The 16,510-nt window shown below is 53.9% G+C and carries 18 protein-coding genes and 2 pseudogenes; 13 read left to right on the top strand and 7 right to left on the bottom strand.

Annotated elements, in window-relative coordinates:
- The gene (locus tag OMP40_RS28785; RefSeq protein WP_277536488.1) at positions 1 to 1,164 is read left to right on the top strand and encodes a methyl-accepting chemotaxis protein; all 1,164 of its coding nucleotides are present in this window, start codon (positions 1 to 3) and stop codon (positions 1,162 to 1,164) included.
- A gap of 57 nt (positions 1,165 to 1,221) precedes the next feature.
- Here the strand turns inward: OMP40_RS28785 and OMP40_RS28780 are convergent, their stop codons facing one another.
- Genes OMP40_RS28780 through OMP40_RS28770 form a run of 3 tightly spaced genes read right to left on the bottom strand, consistent with a single transcriptional unit; the run spans position 1,222 to position 3,109 of the window.
- Entirely contained in the window at positions 1,222 to 2,193 is a 972-nt protein-coding gene (locus OMP40_RS28780; protein WP_277536486.1) for a sensor histidine kinase, read from the bottom strand.
- Positions 2,184 to 2,441, bottom strand: a complete 258-nt coding sequence (locus tag OMP40_RS28775) for a hypothetical protein (protein WP_277536484.1) — start codon at positions 2,439 to 2,441, stop codon at positions 2,184 to 2,186. Before OMP40_RS28775 ends, OMP40_RS28780 begins: the two co-directional genes overlap by 10 nt.
- Entirely contained in the window at positions 2,438 to 3,109 is a 672-nt protein-coding gene (locus OMP40_RS28770; protein WP_277536481.1) for a response regulator transcription factor, read from the bottom strand. Before OMP40_RS28770 ends, OMP40_RS28775 begins: the two co-directional genes overlap by 4 nt.
- Positions 3,110 to 3,255: 146 nt before the next feature.
- Here OMP40_RS28770 and gluQRS point away from each other — a divergent pair, with 146 nt between their 5' ends.
- The 6 genes from gluQRS to OMP40_RS28745 all read left to right on the top strand — a co-directional run bounded on the left by gluQRS (position 3,256) and on the right by OMP40_RS28745 (position 7,684).
- Positions 3,256 to 4,173 (top strand): tRNA glutamyl-Q(34) synthetase GluQRS, encoded by a 918-nt coding sequence (gene gluQRS / locus OMP40_RS28765; RefSeq protein WP_338131257.1) that lies wholly within the window; start codon positions 3,256 to 3,258, stop codon positions 4,171 to 4,173.
- A gap of 110 nt (positions 4,174 to 4,283) precedes the next feature.
- Positions 4,284 to 4,466, top strand: a complete 183-nt coding sequence (locus tag OMP40_RS40565; protein ID WP_338131256.1) for a hypothetical protein — start codon at positions 4,284 to 4,286, stop codon at positions 4,464 to 4,466.
- Complete coding sequence (locus OMP40_RS28760) at positions 4,447 to 4,824, top strand: GNAT family N-acetyltransferase (protein WP_338131255.1); 378 nt, start codon at positions 4,447 to 4,449, stop codon at positions 4,822 to 4,824. Before OMP40_RS40565 ends, OMP40_RS28760 begins: the two co-directional genes overlap by 20 nt.
- A 237-nt stretch (positions 4,825 to 5,061) precedes the next feature.
- Positions 5,062 to 6,339, top strand: coding sequence for a stalk domain-containing protein (locus tag OMP40_RS28755; RefSeq protein ID WP_277536479.1), 1,278 nt, complete (start codon positions 5,062 to 5,064; stop codon positions 6,337 to 6,339).
- Positions 6,340 to 6,341: 2 nt separating this feature from the next.
- Positions 6,342 to 7,385 carry a phosphotransferase gene (locus OMP40_RS28750; RefSeq protein WP_277536478.1) on the top strand — a complete coding sequence of 348 codons (1,044 nt, stop codon included), beginning with the start codon at positions 6,342 to 6,344 and terminating at the stop codon, positions 7,383 to 7,385.
- Positions 7,367 to 7,684 (top strand): MTH1187 family thiamine-binding protein, encoded by a 318-nt coding sequence (locus OMP40_RS28745; protein ID WP_277536476.1) that lies wholly within the window; start codon positions 7,367 to 7,369, stop codon positions 7,682 to 7,684. Before OMP40_RS28750 ends, OMP40_RS28745 begins: the two co-directional genes overlap by 19 nt.
- A 479-nt stretch (positions 7,685 to 8,163) precedes the next feature.
- On the opposite strand, the pseudogene xerS reads toward OMP40_RS28745, so the two are convergent.
- From xerS to OMP40_RS28730, 3 genes and pseudogenes are all read right to left on the bottom strand, one after another.
- Positions 8,164 to 9,254: pseudogene (xerS, locus tag OMP40_RS28740) on the bottom strand (tyrosine recombinase XerS).
- A gap of 197 nt (positions 9,255 to 9,451) precedes the next feature.
- On the bottom strand, positions 9,452 to 9,808 hold the full coding sequence (gene sda / locus OMP40_RS28735; RefSeq protein WP_277538091.1) for a sporulation histidine kinase inhibitor Sda: 357 nt from the start codon (positions 9,806 to 9,808) through the stop codon (positions 9,452 to 9,454).
- A 260-nt stretch (positions 9,809 to 10,068) separates the two neighbouring features.
- Positions 10,069 to 10,266 (bottom strand): hypothetical protein, encoded by a 198-nt coding sequence (locus OMP40_RS28730; protein ID WP_277536474.1) that lies wholly within the window; start codon positions 10,264 to 10,266, stop codon positions 10,069 to 10,071.
- A 70-nt stretch (positions 10,267 to 10,336) separates the two neighbouring features.
- Here OMP40_RS28730 and OMP40_RS28725 point away from each other — a divergent pair, with 70 nt between their 5' ends.
- The 6 genes from OMP40_RS28725 (at position 10,337) to OMP40_RS28700 (ending at position 15,078) form a co-directional block, all read left to right on the top strand.
- Positions 10,337 to 10,804: a hypothetical protein gene (locus OMP40_RS28725; RefSeq protein WP_277536472.1), complete on the top strand. Its 468-nt coding sequence runs from the start codon at positions 10,337 to 10,339 to the stop codon at positions 10,802 to 10,804.
- Positions 10,805 to 11,616: 812 nt separating this feature from the next.
- Positions 11,617 to 12,399 (top strand): histidine kinase, encoded by a 783-nt coding sequence (locus tag OMP40_RS28720; RefSeq protein WP_277536470.1) that lies wholly within the window; start codon positions 11,617 to 11,619, stop codon positions 12,397 to 12,399.
- Positions 12,332 to 12,664, top strand: a complete 333-nt coding sequence (locus tag OMP40_RS28715) for a sensor histidine kinase (RefSeq protein ID WP_277536468.1) — start codon at positions 12,332 to 12,334, stop codon at positions 12,662 to 12,664. Before OMP40_RS28720 ends, OMP40_RS28715 begins: the two co-directional genes overlap by 68 nt.
- On the top strand, positions 12,661 to 13,296 hold the full coding sequence (locus tag OMP40_RS28710; protein ID WP_277536466.1) for a response regulator transcription factor: 636 nt from the start codon (positions 12,661 to 12,663) through the stop codon (positions 13,294 to 13,296). Before OMP40_RS28715 ends, OMP40_RS28710 begins: the two co-directional genes overlap by 4 nt.
- Before the next feature lie 13 nt (positions 13,297 to 13,309).
- Positions 13,310 to 14,254, top strand: coding sequence for a polyprenyl synthetase family protein (locus OMP40_RS28705; protein WP_277536463.1), 945 nt, complete (start codon positions 13,310 to 13,312; stop codon positions 14,252 to 14,254).
- Between the two features lie 173 nt (positions 14,255 to 14,427).
- On the top strand, positions 14,428 to 15,078 hold the full coding sequence (locus OMP40_RS28700) for a FusB/FusC family EF-G-binding protein (protein ID WP_277536460.1): 651 nt from the start codon (positions 14,428 to 14,430) through the stop codon (positions 15,076 to 15,078).
- 376 nt (positions 15,079 to 15,454) lie between these two features.
- Here the strand turns inward: OMP40_RS28700 and OMP40_RS28695 are convergent.
- Positions 15,455 to 16,346, bottom strand: a pseudogene (locus tag OMP40_RS28695) (deoxyribonuclease IV).
- Positions 16,347 to 16,510: the final 164 nt, after the last annotated feature.

The raw sequence follows: 16,510 nt of genomic DNA, 5'->3' as shown, positions 1-16,510 counted from the left end.
TTGTTCAAAAGCAGCGCAACGCTCGTTTTCTATCTTGGCATCGCGATCGTCCTGCTCGCCATCGCGCTGTCTTGGCTGCTGATTCGCAACATTACGGTGCCGCTGAAGCAGACGACGGAAGCGCTCGGACGAGTGGCTGCGGGCGATCTGCAGATATCCGTTTTTAATACGAAACGTACCGACGAGTTCGGCACGCTGCTCATGAAGCTCAACGATACGGTCGCCAAGCTGAGGGGTTCGGTCCGTCAGATGCAGGACAGCGCTTCCGTGCTCGCGACTTCCTCGGTCCAGCTGTCGGACGGGTCCGAGCAGAGCAAAGGCGCATCCGGAAGGATCGCGGAGTCCGTCTCGCGCATCGCTTTTAATTCGGAGAGCCAGGCCAAGTCGGCTGCCGAGTGCGACAGGGTCATGGAAGAGATGGCCGAGGGCGTCGGCAGAATCGCCGAGACGACCTCCGAGGTGGCGGAGTTGTCCGCCGGCGCGGCATCCGCGGCGACGACCGGGACGAATCGCATCGTCAACGTGACGGAGCGAATGGCGTCGCTCGAGCGGACCGTTGCGCAGGCCGGCAAGCAGATCACGAGTCTGGTCGCGAAATCTCAACAGATCGGCGAAGTAACGGGCATCATCGGCGAGATCGCCTCCCGCACCAACCTGCTCGCGCTCAACGCGGCGATCGAAGCGGCGCGCGCAGGCGAGCACGGCGCAGGGTTCGCGGTCGTCGCGGGCGAAGTGCGCAAGCTTGCCACCCAGACCAACGAGTCCGTCGGCAACGTGTACACGCTTATCACCGAGGTGCGCGAGCAAGTCGAATCGATGTCCTCGCTCATGAGCGCGAGCATCGAAGAGGTTCAGGCCGGCAGCGCGGCCGTGAACGAAGCGGCTTCCGCCTTCACGCAGATCGCGAACGCTTCGTACGAGGTGTCCACGCGCGTGCAGGAGGCTGCCGCTGCAGCCGAACAATTGGCTGCGAGCTCGGAGGAAGTGTCCGCATCGGTGTCGAATATCGGCCATATGGCGTCCATGACCGCTTCAATGACGCAGGAGGCGGCGGCATCGGCGGAAGAGCAGCTCGCATTCAGCGAGGAGCTGTCTTCCTCGTCCCGCACGCTGTCCGGCATCGCCGCGGAATTCAAGAACGCCGTGAGCGCCTTCAAGCTTTAGAATCGAAGACACGAAAAAGCCGTCCTCGCGCATTTGCGAAGGCGGCTTTTGTCGCTATCAGGGAGGGGCGTCGATCTGCGAGAGCGGAAGCTCGACCGTGGCCCGCGTTCCGGCGACGAGCCGGTTGGCGATCGTCACCTCCCCGCGATGCATCTGCACGATTCGCTGGACGATCGAGAGACCGAGGCCGCTGCCGCCGGCCGCCCGGTTGCGCGACTTATCCGCTTTGTAAAATCGCTCGAACAGCCGTGGGAGATGCTCGGGCGAAACGCCGGGTCCCGTATCTTCGACGTGTACGACGGCGCTGCTGCCCGTTACGGACAAAGAAAGGCCGAGCGAACCGCCCTCGGGCGTGAATTTGATCGCGTTGTGCAGCAGGTTCACCCACACCTGTCTCAGCAGCTCTTCGTCGGCGTTCAATTCGCATTCGGCGAGCCGGATATCGAGCTCCAGCCCTTTGGCCTGCCATTGTGGTTCCGCGGCGAGCACGACCTGGCGCAGCTGCTTGTCCAGCCTGTACGTGCGGGGCTGGTAGGGCGGGCGCTTGGATTCGAGCGTCGTAAGCTTCAGCAGGTTGTCGCTGAGCCGGGACAGCCGTTCGCTCTCCGCTTCGATAATGTCGAGGTAGTGCTTGCGCTGCGTCTCGGACAGCCGATCCGACTTGAGCGCCTGCGCGAAGCCTTTGATCGACGTGAGCGGCGATTGAATTTCATGGGAGACGTTGGCGACGAATTGCTGTCGCATATTTTCGATTTGTCCGAGATCCGCCGCCATCTGCTTGAAGTTTTTGACGACCTCGTAATATTGTCCGGCGTACCTCGGGTTGACCTCCAGATTTACGTTGAAGTCGCCTTTGCCCATGCGGGACATCGCGTCGGTCAGCGCGTTCACGAGCTGCATCGCCCTCGCTTCAGGCCTGAACAGGTAGCGGATGACCACGATGGACAGGCCGAACAGAAAAAACGTCAATATTAATGTCAAATACTCGCGCAGCGTGCCGGGCATCGGCAAAAAAACGATTAACGACACGAAGCAACAAGTGCGCCGCGGTCCAAAGAACGGAGTAGCAGATCAGGAATACGGAGACGCCGGTCAAAAAGTGAAGCAGGGGCGGCAAGCCGTTCGAACCACGCCCGCGTCCCGCCGGCCGCAAGCGCTTCGCTTCTGCGCTGTTCGCGCATGCGAGTCTCGAATTCCTTTTGCAGCTTGCGATATTCCTTGTGGCTTTGCGCGAATTTGCGCCACAATCGGGTCAGCCTCGAACCGCCGATGTTCAAGCAAGCACCTCCAGCCGGTAGCCGAGTCCCCGTATCGTCGTGATCCGGAAGCCGCAATCGTCGGGAAAGCGCTCGCGCAGCCGTTTGATATGCACGTCGACCGTACGCTCGTCGCCTTCATAGTCGAAGCCCCAAATCTGTTCGATGAGCTGGTCCCGGGAGAACGTCTGGCCGGGATGGCTGGCCAGCTTGAACAAGAGCTCGAACTCTTTGAGCGGCAGCGTGAGCGGTTCGCCGTCCAGCCGAAGCTCGAACGTCTGCCGGTTCATGACGACGCGGCCGATCTGCGTCTGATGGGAGACGGCGATCTTGTACCTGCGCATGAGCGCCTTGACGCGAACGACCAGCTCCGCAGGCTCGAACGGCTTCACCATATAGTCGTCGGTGCCGAGCTGGAAGCCTTTGACCTTCTGGGCGGTCTCGCCCATCGCGGTGAGCATGAGGATCGGCAGCTCGTAGTGCGTCCGCAGCTCGCGGCACAGCTCCCAGCCGTCCATGTTCGGCATCATGATGTCGAGCACGACCAGGTCGAACGGCGAATCGGCCAGCAAGGCCAGCGCTTCAGCGCCGTCCGTCGCTTCCTGAATCTCGAAGGCCTCGGCCGCCAGGAAGTGTCCGAGCAACTCGCGGATATGCGGATCATCGTCTACAATAAGAATGCGCGCCACAAGCATCGGCCACCTTTGCGTTAGGATTGGGGCTCACGCAGGTTGCGCAGCCTATTGGAATAGAACTTATTTTGACGCTCGTATGTGAACTGAATATGAATCCTATTATGCGACAAGATGGAGCTTCGGAGAAAGGGGGGAGGGAGATGGCTTCAAGCGGGAAAGCCATTCGCGGCAGGTTCGCGCCTACGCCGTCCGGCAGGCTGCATCTGGGCAACGCGATGACGGCGCTGCTGGCTTGGCTGCAGATTCGTTCGGCGGGCGGGGAGATCGTCCTGCGGCTGGAAGACCTCGACCGGCAGCGCTGCAAGCCCGAGCTCGCCAGCCAACTTCCCGGAGAGCTGAAGTGGCTGGGACTGGACTGGGACGAGGGACCGGACGTCGGCGGACCGCATGCGCCATACGAGCAGAGCAGACGTACGGCACAATACGAACGGATACTGGACGAGCTGCAGCGGCAGGGCCGTTTGTATCCGTGTTACTGCAGCCGCGCCGACCTGCAGGCCGCGGCCAGCGCGCCGCACGGACTTGACGCCGAAGGACCGGCTTATCCGGGCACCTGCCGGAAGCTGACCGCTCTCGAGCGGACGGAGCGGGCGCTCCGCAAGACGCCTTCGCTGCGCTTCGCGATGAACGAGGAAGCGACCTATCGGTTCCATGACGGCATCGCGGGCGAGACGACGTTTGCCGGAGCGAGCGGCGGGGACTTCGTCGTAAGGCGCGCGGACGGCATCGTGGCCTATCAGCTCGCGGTCGTCGCGGACGATATCGAGATGGAGATAACCGACGTGCTGCGCGGCTGGGATCTGCTCGATTCGACGCCAAGGCAGCTGGCGCTTTACGAAGCGCTCGGCAGCCCGCCGCCGCGCTTCGCGCATTCGCCGCTGCTGCTCGGCGGGGACGGCAGCAGGCTGTCGAAGCGGCACGGGGCGGTATCGCTAACGGAGCTCAGGGATCGGTTTGGCGTACGCCCGGAGCGGCTTCTCGGTTTTTTTGGCATGGCTCGCCGGGCTGTGCGACCGAATCGAAGAGACGAAGGCTGCGGATTGGGTCGCCGCCTTTGACCTCTCGTCCGTTCGCAGGCGATCGGTGACGCTGCCGGACAACTGGATCGACCTGCTGACCGGCAGGGAAAATGCGCGCCTTATATTTTAGCGGAAGGAGACATGTTAAGATGCCGCATATCGTCGGCAAGCGCGTTCGCTTGCGCGAATATCGCCACGAAGATCTCGTGCCGATCCGCCAATGGGTGAATGACGAAGCGATTACAGGATTTTTGTCGGATATTTTTTTTGTTTCCACACGGCTTGGAATCGACCGAGGCTTTCCTCGCGGACATGATGGAACAGCGGCCTGACACCCGCGGCTTCGTCATCGCGGAGGTTGATACGGAGCTGTATATCGGTCAGATCGGCCTGGATGCGATCGACTGGAAAAACCGCTGCGGGCGGATCGGTATCGTCATCGGCAAGCTCGAGCGCTGCGGGCAAGGGCTTGGTACCGAAGCGATGCGGCTGCTGTGCGAATATGCGTTCAAGGAGCTGAATCTGAATCGGCTGGAGCTGGAGGTATACGACTTCAACGAACGGGCCTATCGCAGCTATCTGAAGTGCGGTTTTGTCGAAGAAGGCAGACTGCGACAGAAGCTGTATCGCAACGGGCGTTATGCGGACGTCATTCAAATGGGATTATTGAGGTCGGAATGGACGGAATAAAAGCTACGTCATAAAATATATTATGTAAACTTTATTCGGCAGATCCATCCGTTATGCATCACATGTGCCTCAAATTCGTTTAAAGGCGATTTGAACGAATGTCGTCCATCCTATCGCATCGTCGATCTATTTTGCACCTCGCGAGGGATTTTTTGGCCGATGATTGCAACTCCTAATCTTTCAAAGCGTCTAATGAAGAGATTCATAGATTGCTCGAAGGAAGGAAGCGTTGCTCTCATGAAGTTGCCAATCCCCGTTCAAAAGTGGCTTCCGGCCATTCTGGCTACGGCCATGCTGCTGCCGGTCGGCGCGCAAGGCGCCGCGGCTGCAGCCGCGCCTGCGGTCACGATCGTGCTGGACGACGTGAAGCTGCCCGTGTCCGTGCCGCCGATCAACAGCCAAGGAACGATACTGCTGCCATTCCGGTCGCTATCCGAAGCGCTTGGCGTGAACGCGGTTTGGGTGCCTGCGACCAAGTCGGTCGTCGCGAAGGGCAAAGACGCGGCCGGAAGGGCGGTTGAGGTGCATTTGACGCTCGGCCGGAAAACGGCGACAATTAACGGGGTTAAATATGCATTAAACGCCGCGCCGGTCATGTCTCGCGATTCGGTACTCGTGCCGCTCGCTTTTTTCAGTCAAGCCTTCGGGGCGAAGGCCGCATGGGACGGACCGGCGAAGACGGTGCGCGTCGTGTCGCCGCAGCGCGAGATGCGCTTGCTGGGCTTTTACGCGATCTCCTCGTTCGACCAGCTGCCGCTTGCCGACCGTCTGAACGATGTCGCGTTCGGCTGGGCGCAAGTGGGCTACGACGGGGCGATCTCGCTGACGGACGCGACCGGCAGCAAGTGGCTATGGCCCAAGCCGGCAGGCGAAGTGACGCCGGAATCGATCGTCGCGCAGGTGAACGCGAAAGGTTCCGGCAGCTATCTGGCCGTGCTGGGCAAGGACGGTCAGGGACAGCTCATGAAGATGTTGACGGACAAGGCCCTTCGGGACGCTTCGATCGATCGTCTGCATGCGCTTGCCAAGGACAATGCGTTCGGCGGTATCATGCTCGACTTCGAAGGGCTTGGCTGGCAAGACGATCCCGTCATGGCCCAATCGGCGTTGAACGCCTATGTCAAGCAGCTCGTCTCGGCCGTCAAGCCGGACGGCATCAAGGTATCGCTTGCGGTGCCGCCGCTGAACGGCGAATACAAGGGGTACGATTATGCGGCGTTGGCCAAATGGGCAAACGAGCTCGTCATTATGGCCTATGACTACGGAGACAACAAAAAGCCGCAGCCGAACGCGAAGGTCGAAGAGGCGATCGGCAAGGCGATCGCGACGGGCGCGCCTAAGTCCAAGCTGCTGCTCGCGATTAATTTGGACGCGGAAAACGAGACTACGGTCGACGACAAGCTCGGTCTTGCGAAGCGCTACGGCCTTGGCGGCGCAGCGTTCTGGAGATTGGGGATATTTACGGACGCCGAGCGGACCGCGATCGATCGTTCGGTGAAGAAGATCGGAGGATAGGCATGCCGTTTGCCGCTTTATTGTACCGCTACGATCCGGCTACGCGCTGGACGGTCTCCGAGGGAGAGAGCGGCTGGAACAACACGACGCGAATCGCGGAAAACGATCGCGGCGACAAGCGCGTGCTGCGCATCTACGAGACGCACAAGGATGCCGACAAGATCGCGTTCGAACACGATGTGCTGCTGAAGCTGAGCGAGAGGGCTTTGCCGTTTGCCGTACCGCGGCCGCTCGCGCTGCCCGACGGGGCGACCTTTACGGCGCTGGGGGACGGGACGGGGCGTTATGCCGCGTTGTTTACGTATACGGCGGGCGTCAGGCCGGACGGATCGGAGCCCGCCGTCGCTGCGTCGATCGGCGAAGCCGTCGGTCGCTTGTCGCTGGCGCTGCGGACGCTTCAACCGGCTGCGGCTCCCGCCTATTTGCCGTGTTATGAACTTGAGCGGACGCACCCGTCCTGTCCGGGACACGTCATCGCGGCTTTTTGCGAGGCCCCGCAGGCTGCTTTTCTCGATCTGAAGGACGAGCTTCGTCTGATCAGCGATGCGATGCGAGCCTTTCAGGCGGCGCTGAAGACGGTGCGTACCCTGCCGCATCAACTCGTGCACGGCGATATTAACGATTCCAATCTGCTGGTCGGCATGCATGATCGCACGCAGATCGCGGCGATACTGGATTTTGAATTTTGCACGATGGAACTTAGGGCGATGGAGCCGGCGGTTACGTTGGCAGGGTTAATCGGCGAGGCGGGGAGTCTTGAAGCTGCCGCTTCGTTTTTAAGCGGCTTCGGCAGCATCGCGCCATTGAGCGAAGAAGAGATCGATGCGTTGCCCTTGCTGATGCGATTGCGGAGGCTGGACGTGTTCGTCCATTTTCTGGGGCGCTATTTGAGCGAAGTGGACAGCGCAGACGTCCTTCGCCAACAGACGAAGGAGACAGCAGCCGGGCTGACGTTATTGGATCGGCATGAAGCTGCCGTACGGTCGATGTGCAAGGAGACGATGACAAAGAAAGCGAGCGGAAAACGATGGCAATCGCACAAGTGACGATCGTGCCGATCGGTACCGGATCGACGAGCGTGAGCGCGTACGTCGCAGAGGTCGAGCGTGTCCTGCGCATGGCCCCGGAGCGAATCAAACACGAGATGACGCCGATGAGCACGATTATCGAAGGAGAGCTCGAGGATGTGCTGGCTGTCGTCAGACGCATGCACGAGACGCCGTTTAATCATGGGGCACGGCGGGTATCGACGTCGATCACGATCGACGATCGCAGGGACAAGCACGGGACGATGGCGCAAAAAATGGAGGCCGTGGCGGACAAGCTGCGGCAGCAGTCGGAATAATAAGCCGCTTGTTGGCCATTTGTTCGCATTCGCGAATGGGCCAGCCCGCGAGGCTGTAGAGTAACTTTTCGCGCTTACAGCACCTTTTGGACCGTTTCGTGAGGCTGTAGAGTAACTTTTTGCGCTTATAGCACCTTTTGGACCGTTTCGTGAGGCTGTAGAGTAACTTTTTGCGCTTATAGCACCTTTTGGACCGTTTCGTGAGGCTGTAGAGTAACTTTTTGCGCTTATAGCACCTTTTGGACCGTTTCGTGAGGCTGTAGCGTAACTTTTTGCGCTTACAGCATCTTTTGGACCGTTTCGTGAGGCTGTAGAGTAACTTTTTGCGCTTAGAGCACCTTGAAAACCGTTCCGTGGGCTTGTAGAGTAACTTTTTGCCTTTACCTACAATACCTTTGCGGTTAGCGATGCTGTCGCGTAACTTTGTGATCGATTAAAAAAGGGACGATTCCGTATCGTCCCTTTTGCCGCGCCTTCGATTAAGCATCCGGTGTACGGCGCTTGTCGATCGCTTCCTCCATCGTTTTGTCCGTCAGATGCGCGTAAATCTGCGTCGTCTCGGGCGACGCGTGGCCAAGCTGCTCCTGCGTCTTGTACAGATCGTTGGACAGGTAATAGTCGGTCGCGAATGAATGGCGGAGCTTGTGAACCGACAGATAAGGCTTGCCGAACCGCTTCGCGTATTTGATGACCATTTCCTGCACCGCGCGCTTGGTCATGCGCGAGCCTTCTTTCTTGCCGTTCGCCAGCGCAAGAAAGAGGGCTTTTTCGCGTTTAGGCGCACGATAGCGGAGCTCGCGCTGTTGCAGGTAGGACTCCAGGTTGGCAAGCGCATCTTGTCGGAAAAAAACCGGCGTCTTGAAGGTGTCGTCGTTGCTCCCCTTGCGATAGACGTACACAAGCTTCTTTTTTAAGATCCAAATCTTCGAGGTTCAAGTTCACGAGCTCCGATACGCGCAAGCCCGAATTCAAAATGAGGCTTACGATACTGGCGTCTCGCGTATGGTTAAGCTCGTGCGCATAAAGAGCCTGCTTGTTGTCCGCGACGTCCGTTGCATAATGTTCGTTGATATACGCGATAAATTCCGAAATTTCCTCCTCCTGAAGTAGCTTGCCTTCCAGCTTGGCCGCCGTATCCTTCGGCTTGTGCGTGCGCTTGATCGACACCTTGGCCATCACATTGCGCTTGAGCAACGGATAGAAGTCGTCGTCCTCCGCGATCTGGCTGAGATAGTGGAACAGCGAGCGAAGGGAGGAGAGCTTGCGCGAGATCGTCGTACGCGAATTGGCGTGCTCGCGCCGGGTGGACAGCTCCATTCGGAAGCTGTCGATCTCGTCCATTTTCAGCTTCTCCAACGCTTCGATCGGAATGTCCGATATCTTTTCCGCCGTCGTCAATCCTTCGCGCATCAACCAGCTAAAAAAACGCCTCGTAATCTCTCACGTACTCCAACAGGGAAGAAGGGGAGAGGTCCGGCAGCTTGTAGTTAATAAACTTCTCGACGTACCAGGGCATGCCGGGCACGCGCTGATCCAACTGCTCGCGGTCTTTTATTTTTTGCAGATTCATAGGTTTCGCGCTCCATGCGGATTTTATTTAGGGTTATTATACCAGACGCATGGATGGAAGTGCGCTTCGAGCTCTTTATATAAGGCGTCGTAATAAATATTATGTAAACAATTTTCAATAACTGCTTCTAAAAGCAGTTAAAAGAGCGAGAGACGCATTTCGACAATTAATGACACAAACATATTGAATTCGATAAATTAATGCTCTAAATCCTCGCAAACCAGATCTTTAATATCTCTCCGTATGATCTCGCAACGAAGCATTTGAACGAACTCTGCATCCAAACCAAGCGATCTCGCCTCGAAATAGCTGCTTGCCAGATGTTCGTCCTGCAGATGCGCCAAAATGAATCTCATTTGAGGAATCACCTTGCCGGATGGGGTCTTCACGAGCTCGGCTGCTTCCTTGAATCGCAGCGTCTCCAGCTGTACTTCTTCGGCGATATTCAATATTTCATGGCGGTTAAGCCTTGCCCTGACCATTTGCTCCTGCAGTACCGTCTGAACCGCGAGGGAGACGTACCGCGCATCGTCGCTTTCCTTAAGCACTTTCATCGTGATCACCTGCTAAACCTCGTTTACTTTTAGTTTGAAAGGAATAGAAATCTTTTGAATGGATCGCGCTTATATGTTAAAGTTTACCTGTAATTTATTGGTGTTGTCAGTGCAATGTGAGTGCGTGAAGATGCAATAAACAATGCATCTATATCAATAAAAATCTAAAGACGCATGTTTATAATTTAAGTAACATTAAAAAAACCCTTTCTTCTCTTTGTAGAGAAAAAAGGGGTGGTTCGTAGACATAAAAATTCAGGTTAATTCCAATAACCCGCCGTAGTTACACCATCAGATTTAAAGACCACTTTATTTAGCGCTGAAACTTCTTTGCCATTCAAAGTCGAACAATGTTTAGTGGGTGCATTTCGAATTTCATTCTCTTGTAAATCCTTTTGTAATGATTTAAAGGATTTAATTTCCTTCTTAATTTCAATTGCGGAATAGGTCAAAAGCATAAGTATTACCTCCTTTAGTAGTATAAACCTAAGTAAAAATATACCATAAAAACGACGAGTGGGGAGAATAATGTCGAATAAAAAAATGTATCCGATTCTCTATTTAGTTTTATTGGCAGTCTTAATTTGGTTTATTAGTGTGATAGAGAAATATCCATATATTGATATTGAAGTTGCATATAGCAACGGTAAGTGGTACGTAACTGGAATTGATCCAAAAAGTCAGGCTTTTAAAACAAGTTTAAAAGTTGGCACTGAGATTTTAAGCATTGATGGAAAGGAAGTTTTATCAAATCGTTCCGTGCAAAAATGGAGAACAATTAATAAAGCGAAATTTATAGAAATATTTCAGGATAATAAAATTCAAACGATCAATTTTGAGAATTATCCTAAACTTACGAAAGCTGATACAGCTTCATTGATCGAAGGTTTGTTCAGTTTCTTGTTATCGTTTCTCTTGATTTCTAATGTGAGGAAGTCCTTGTCAGCTCGTTATTTATCGTTCGTATTTATAAGTATATCTTTAACTTTTTTTTAGTTTAGGAGCTTCTATAAGAGGGGATTTTCTGGGGAAATTTACAATCGGTATTTGCATGAAGTTGATACCGGTTGTTTTGCTGCATTTTATTTTTGTTTTCTTGCATGAAAAGAGTAAGATTCGTTTAAGTACACGGTTTTTTTAGTTGGATTTATAGAATAATCTTAGGTACATCATTAATTGAAATTTTGTACTTATTTGATCTAAAGTTTAATTATAAATTGCATGATGTTCAGGCTATTTTCGAGTTGGTATTTTTTTCATTAGGCGTATTATTTGATATTGTTTTTTTATTTTACATTTACAGAACAAATAAAAATAGTAATCCATATGTATCTACTCTCCTTAAATCCGTTGGAGTATTTTTTTCCATATCAGTATTTCCAATTGTATTTCTTTCTTTTTTTTTCAAAAATAATTTTGGGTGAAGTTTGGGTCCATACCGTTTACACGACCTGGTTTATTCTTTTATTTCCAATATCATTTACATATCTTTTATTAGCCAAAAAAAATCTATGATATTGACCTTGTAGTGCGGAGATTAATTCTAACCACTACTGTGTCAGTTGTCCCAAGTCTTTTAATGGTCAGCATTATATTTGTGCTATTTCCTACAAACCTGAAGTTTGATACCTTGCTTTTGACTTTTATTTTTACGTTAGTAATTTTATCAGGAACTCTATTCTCATTAGAATATTTATCCTCTCGTTGGGAGCGCGTTATTTTTCCGAGAAGACATTTTTTGCAAAATTCATTAAAAAAAAATCGCAAAGAAGTTGAGTTTTATATCCAGCTTTAAAGAGCTGAAAGAAATGATTCTTGTAGACATTCTTGAGAGTCTAAACGTGTCCGGAGGAGCCGTTATATTTAAACATAACAATTCTACAGAAATCATTAGTGTAGGTGAGATCGACCATAGTCAGATTGAAATTCAAGTATCATCAAATTCTCAATATGACTCAGACTTATTATTGTTTGAGTTGACTCGAAATCAAGATTATGCAAGCTACCTTGTTTTAACTCAAAAGAAAACCAACACGCAACTCGGTAATGAAGAACTTCAATGGCTCAATTTAATTATTTCGTATTTATCTGTAAGTTTGGAAAACTTATATTTAATTCGTAAAATGTCTGAACGCCTTGAGCATTTGGCATCGCAAGTCCCTAGCGAGGAAACCGCAAACGACATCGCTTGGTTTCGCAAACTCATGTTCGAACTTCAAGAAAAAGAAAGATTTCGGATCGCAACCGATCTTCACGATACGACGATGCAGGATTTGTTCTTTTTAAAAAGAAAGCTGGCTGCATTGCTTGATAAGTATGCGGATGATTGGCAGGATTCGGAGCAGGCGAAGAGCTTGCTGGATTATATCGACATTATCAATATGAATTTGCGCCAGAGCTGCTTCGAGCTGCATCCGTATTTGCTTCAGGAGCTGGGATTGGTTCGAACGATCGATAAGCTGATCGAGCTCGAGCAAACCACTCTTCCTTTTGAAATTGAGTTCAGGTACGGGGGGGATCGACATGATCGAATCCTGCGATATCGAGATGAAGCGTCATCTCTTCCGCGTCTTCCAGGAACTGATCAATAATGCCAAGAAGCATTCGAACGCAACCAAAGTGAATTTTAGCCTTAGCGCTTCCAGCGGCAAACTGATTGTTCAGTACCGCGACGACGGAATGGGCTTCATGTCCGGAAAGGACGCCGTACGCGAGATCGGAGGCTCGCATATCGGTTTGGAGCAGTTGAAGAGCAGAATTTTATCGATGCGCGGCGTATTCGAGATCAAGTCCGGCCAAGGCAGCGGCATGTCGTTCAGCGCCGCAATCCCGCTTAAAGAAGGGATGACGGCATGAAGCGAAAATATAAAACGATCGTCGTGGACGACCATCCGCTGATGGCGCAGGCGACGCTGCAGCTTGTTAGCCAGATGGACAGAATCGAGACAGCTGGGTTTGCAAAGAGCGGTGAGGATGCCCTTCAGCTAGCCGCTGCCGTGCGTCCCGATCTGGTGCTGTTGGATTATCAGTTGCCCGATCTGAGCGGCACGCAGGTCGCGGAGCAATTAAAGGCGGCGCATCCCAACCTCAAAATCATTATTTTCACGGGCGTCGATGTATCGGATTTGCTGCCTTTTCTGTTGTCCGGCCTCATCGGAGGCATCATCTCCAAAGGCGTCACCGAGTCGACGATGAAGCATATCGTCGCTTGCGTGCTGGACGATCACATCGTCCTGCCGCAGAGCATGCTGCCGCAGCTCAAGAACGTAACGGGCAAAGACGCCGTCAACCAGCTGTTGACGGACGAAGAGGTGCTGTTGATGACGCTGATCATCAAGGGCGATACGTACGAGAAGATCGCCGAGCAAATGTATATCAGCAAACGTTCGGTCGACAATTATTTGCGGCGCATCTACGAGAAGCTGGGCGTTCAGACGCGTGCGCAGGCGATTGAGAGATTCGTGCAGAGCCCGCAATATCAGGGCTGAGAGGGAGACGGACATGGACGAGAGCATTCTGTTGGAGCTTCACCGCATGGTTGACGAATACGCGCTGGAGCCTACGCTGAACGCGACGCTGCGGAGCTTTATTGCGGAGAAGGCCTCCGAAAAGACGTCCTGGGCAGAAATGACCCGCTGTACGCATCGGATGCTGGGTGGACGGTCGCCAGACTTGGAGCGGCACGCAGCGCTGACGGAGCTGATCATCCTGCTGCTGGACATCGTGGACGACCTGCAGGATCGGGATAGCCCGAACAGGCCTTGGATGACATGCGAGCCGGCGGTTACGCTCAACGCGGTGCTGGCGATGTTCGCGGCGATCCTCGGCCAATGCGGCCAGTCAGGGATCGGCAGCGCCGTCGGCAGTCTGCTGGCTAGGTCGATTCAAGGACAGCAGGCGGACATCACCGATAAGGTGCTGTCAGAAGAAGATTATTTTCACATGGTTGCCGATAAATCCGGCACTCTATTGCAGCTGGCCGTCTATATGGGATCTGCGCTTGTCGACGGGGTCGACTCCAATGTGCAGGAGACGCTGAACCAGCTGGCGGTATGCGGGGGCATCGTGTCCCAGATCGAGAATGACGCAAGAGACGTACTGAGGCTTGACTTCAAGAACGATCTTTTGCATAAAAAGCGTACGCTGCCCGTCCTTTTCATGCTCGAAGACAGCCATGCAGAATTCCCGGCGCTGAACGAATATTATGCGGGTACGCTGTCGCGCGAGCAGTTCGCCGAGAGACAGCGCGAATTCGTGCAGTACGCGCGGGATTCGGGCTGCATCGAATATTGCAAGGTCGTGCAGGCGCTTTATAAAGACAAAGCGAACGAGCTTTACGAGCTGTTGCCTCCAATGCTGGAGCCATGGGCCGGACAGTTCAGAGAAATATTTGTCCCTGACTACGACGTTCGGTATAATGCAAGTGGAGAGGGGGGCGTTAGTTGATGGCAAATCACTTTGCCGGAATGCGCTTAACTCATGCAAAGCCTGCGAACAGGGCGATACTTTGCATGGGGCCGGACTTTCAGCTTTAATCGATCGCCCGTACCAGCGTTATCGTTTCTAATCGTGGGCTTTGCACCTAATTAGCGAACTATACTAATTAAGGGGCTGAAAGCATGCAACCATTCATTAGAAACCACCAATATAACCTGATCAAAAAACAAGTCGGTCTTCTGCAGCAAGCCTGCGCGACCGTCGCGGACCCGAAGATCGTCGAATCGGTCCGTTCGAATATGCAGTTCAAGCTCACTGAGGCATTTCCGGAAGCGAGCATAGAGGCGCTTCAGATTGTGCTGCGGGGTATAGAGCTGGGAACGGCGCCGGAATTTCAGCTGTATCTGGCTTCTCTGGAGACCTGCCGGATACCGTTCGAGACGGGGACGGAGCAGCAGCTGAAAAAGTTGTTCCCGAAGATCAAGAAGCTGAAGCTTCCGGATCTGGCCGCGCTCGACAGGAAGGCGATCAGCTATCTGGGTTGGTCGGACATCGCCGCGAACAAGCTGTTTATCGTGTACCCGCTGGACGGACGGCTCGTCGGCATCGAAGGCCGGTTCACGGCCACGAACAAGAAGGGGACCTGCTTCGTCTGCAACCGGCAGACGGAAGTCGGCCTGTTCACTGCGCTTACGAAGTCCAGGCCCGCGAACGCTTCGCCGGACTATTACAAGGCGATCGGCAATTATATGTGCGCGGACAGCGTCGTCTGCAACGGCAACATCACGGATACGGCACCGATCGAGCAATTTTTGAACAATGTGGTGAAGTAGTGGCAATCGCAAGGTGAAGAAAGTTAAGTAAGGTCAGTAAAGCAGCAGGCAGAGCAATGAACGGTGAAGCGCACGCGGCTTCACCGTTTTTTTAACATTCTGGCTTGGGCGGCGGCAAACTGAAAGACTGGTGAGCGCGCATTTGGTGCGTCGGCGCTTTTCGGAGGTTTGGTGAGTCGAAAAACCTGCATTCGTACATGTATTTTCTGCTTACCTAGCGACACTGGATGAAATTCCTGCAAATGCGCAGGTAATTTTAAAGTACATGCCGATTATGCCGCCGAAAGAGGAAAATAAATGCATATTCGCATCTTTTTTTCTGAATAGGTCGGTCTCTTCTAAAAAAGGATGTATATTTGCAGGTATTGTGATTGATTCAAGACACTGCAGACGTCTTCACGACGGGCTCGTCCACTTCGCCGCGAAGCAGCGCGATCTCATGCTTGTAAGGCGGGTTAACGTACTTCTTCGCGCCGATCGACGGCGTCTCGAGCAGCATGGGCAGCCCCTGAAGCTGGGGGGTGACGGACGACATATCGAAGCGCTTTTAATCCGATTCGGCCATGACCGATATTTTCGTGCCTGTCCTTGCGCGAGCCTCGATCGTGCTTCGAATCGTTGATATGCAGCACCTTCAGCCGATCCAGGCCGACGATGCGGTCGAATTCGTCCAGAACGCCGTCGAAGTCGGCCGCGACGTCATAGCCCGCATCGTGGATATGGCAGGTGTCGAGACAGACGGACAAACGCTCGTTGTGCGCGACACCGTCGATGATCCGCGCCAGTTCCTCGAAGCTTCGGCCGCACTCCGTACCTTTCCCCGCCATCGTCTCGAGCGATACCTGTACGCCACGGCGTTCGGACAGCGCTTCGTTAAGTCCTTCGACGATGCGGGCGATTCCCGCTTCGGCGCCTGCGCCGACATGCGAGCCGGGATGCAGGACCAGCTGCCGGCTGCCAAGCGCTTCCGTGCGCGCGAGCTCCTCGCGAAGCATCTCGATGCCGAATTCGAACGTGCGCGGCGAGAAGGTGTTCGCAAGGTTGATAATAAACGGCGCGTGAACGACGATGTTGGAGATGCCGTGCTCGCGCATGTGGGCGGCGCCCGGTTCGATCTGGAGCGCTTCGATCGGCTTGCGGCGAGAGTTGTGCGGCGCGCCGGTATAGATCAAAAACGTATTCGCGCCATATGAGGCCGCTTCCTCGCTGGCCTGCAGCAGCATGCGGGGGCCGGACATCGATACGTGCGAGCCGATTAATAAAGACATGCCTGCCATTTGCCTCCTTCAAAAGCGATTCGTTCGACCGGTCGACTCATTTCCCTCATCATAAAACGCCTCCAGCGCGTCGTCCAATGCCAAATAAATCAAACGCGCAGCCGCTCCGCAAAGGGAGGGGCTGCGCGCAGGCAGACGGACTGGATGTCAGACAG

The organism is Cohnella rhizosphaerae (genome assembly GCF_029525575.1).
Taxonomy (GTDB): domain Bacteria; phylum Bacillota; class Bacilli; order Paenibacillales; family Paenibacillaceae; genus Cohnella; species Cohnella rhizosphaerae.
The sequence above is the reverse complement of the archived record's forward strand: the minus strand, read 5'-3'. Positions and strand labels throughout refer to the sequence as shown.

Coding starts and splice junctions, on each gene's coding strand:
- OMP40_RS28745 (WP_277536476.1), top strand. CDS start 7,367: ATGGCAATCGCACAAGTGACGATCGTGCCGATCGGTACCGGATCGACG.
- OMP40_RS28730 (WP_277536474.1), bottom strand. CDS start 10,266: ATGCTTTTGACCTATTCCGCAATTGAAATTAAGAAGGAAATTAAATCC.
- OMP40_RS40565 (WP_338131256.1), top strand. CDS start 4,284: ATGCCGCATATCGTCGGCAAGCGCGTTCGCTTGCGCGAATATCGCCAC.
- OMP40_RS28720 (WP_277536470.1), top strand. CDS start 11,617: ATGATTCTTGTAGACATTCTTGAGAGTCTAAACGTGTCCGGAGGAGCC.
- OMP40_RS28725 (WP_277536472.1), top strand. CDS start 10,337: ATGTCGAATAAAAAAATGTATCCGATTCTCTATTTAGTTTTATTGGCA.
- OMP40_RS28700 (WP_277536460.1), top strand. CDS start 14,428: ATGCAACCATTCATTAGAAACCACCAATATAACCTGATCAAAAAACAA.
- OMP40_RS28715 (WP_277536468.1), top strand. CDS start 12,332: ATGATCGAATCCTGCGATATCGAGATGAAGCGTCATCTCTTCCGCGTC.
- gluQRS (WP_338131257.1), top strand. CDS start 3,256: ATGGCTTCAAGCGGGAAAGCCATTCGCGGCAGGTTCGCGCCTACGCCG.
- OMP40_RS28710 (WP_277536466.1), top strand. CDS start 12,661: ATGAAGCGAAAATATAAAACGATCGTCGTGGACGACCATCCGCTGATG.
- OMP40_RS28705 (WP_277536463.1), top strand. CDS start 13,310: ATGGACGAGAGCATTCTGTTGGAGCTTCACCGCATGGTTGACGAATAC.
- OMP40_RS28755 (WP_277536479.1), top strand. CDS start 5,062: ATGAAGTTGCCAATCCCCGTTCAAAAGTGGCTTCCGGCCATTCTGGCT.
- OMP40_RS28760 (WP_338131255.1), top strand. CDS start 4,447: ATGATGGAACAGCGGCCTGACACCCGCGGCTTCGTCATCGCGGAGGTT.
- sda (WP_277538091.1), bottom strand. CDS start 9,808: ATGAAAGTGCTTAAGGAAAGCGACGATGCGCGGTACGTCTCCCTCGCG.
- OMP40_RS28750 (WP_277536478.1), top strand. CDS start 6,342: ATGCCGTTTGCCGCTTTATTGTACCGCTACGATCCGGCTACGCGCTGG.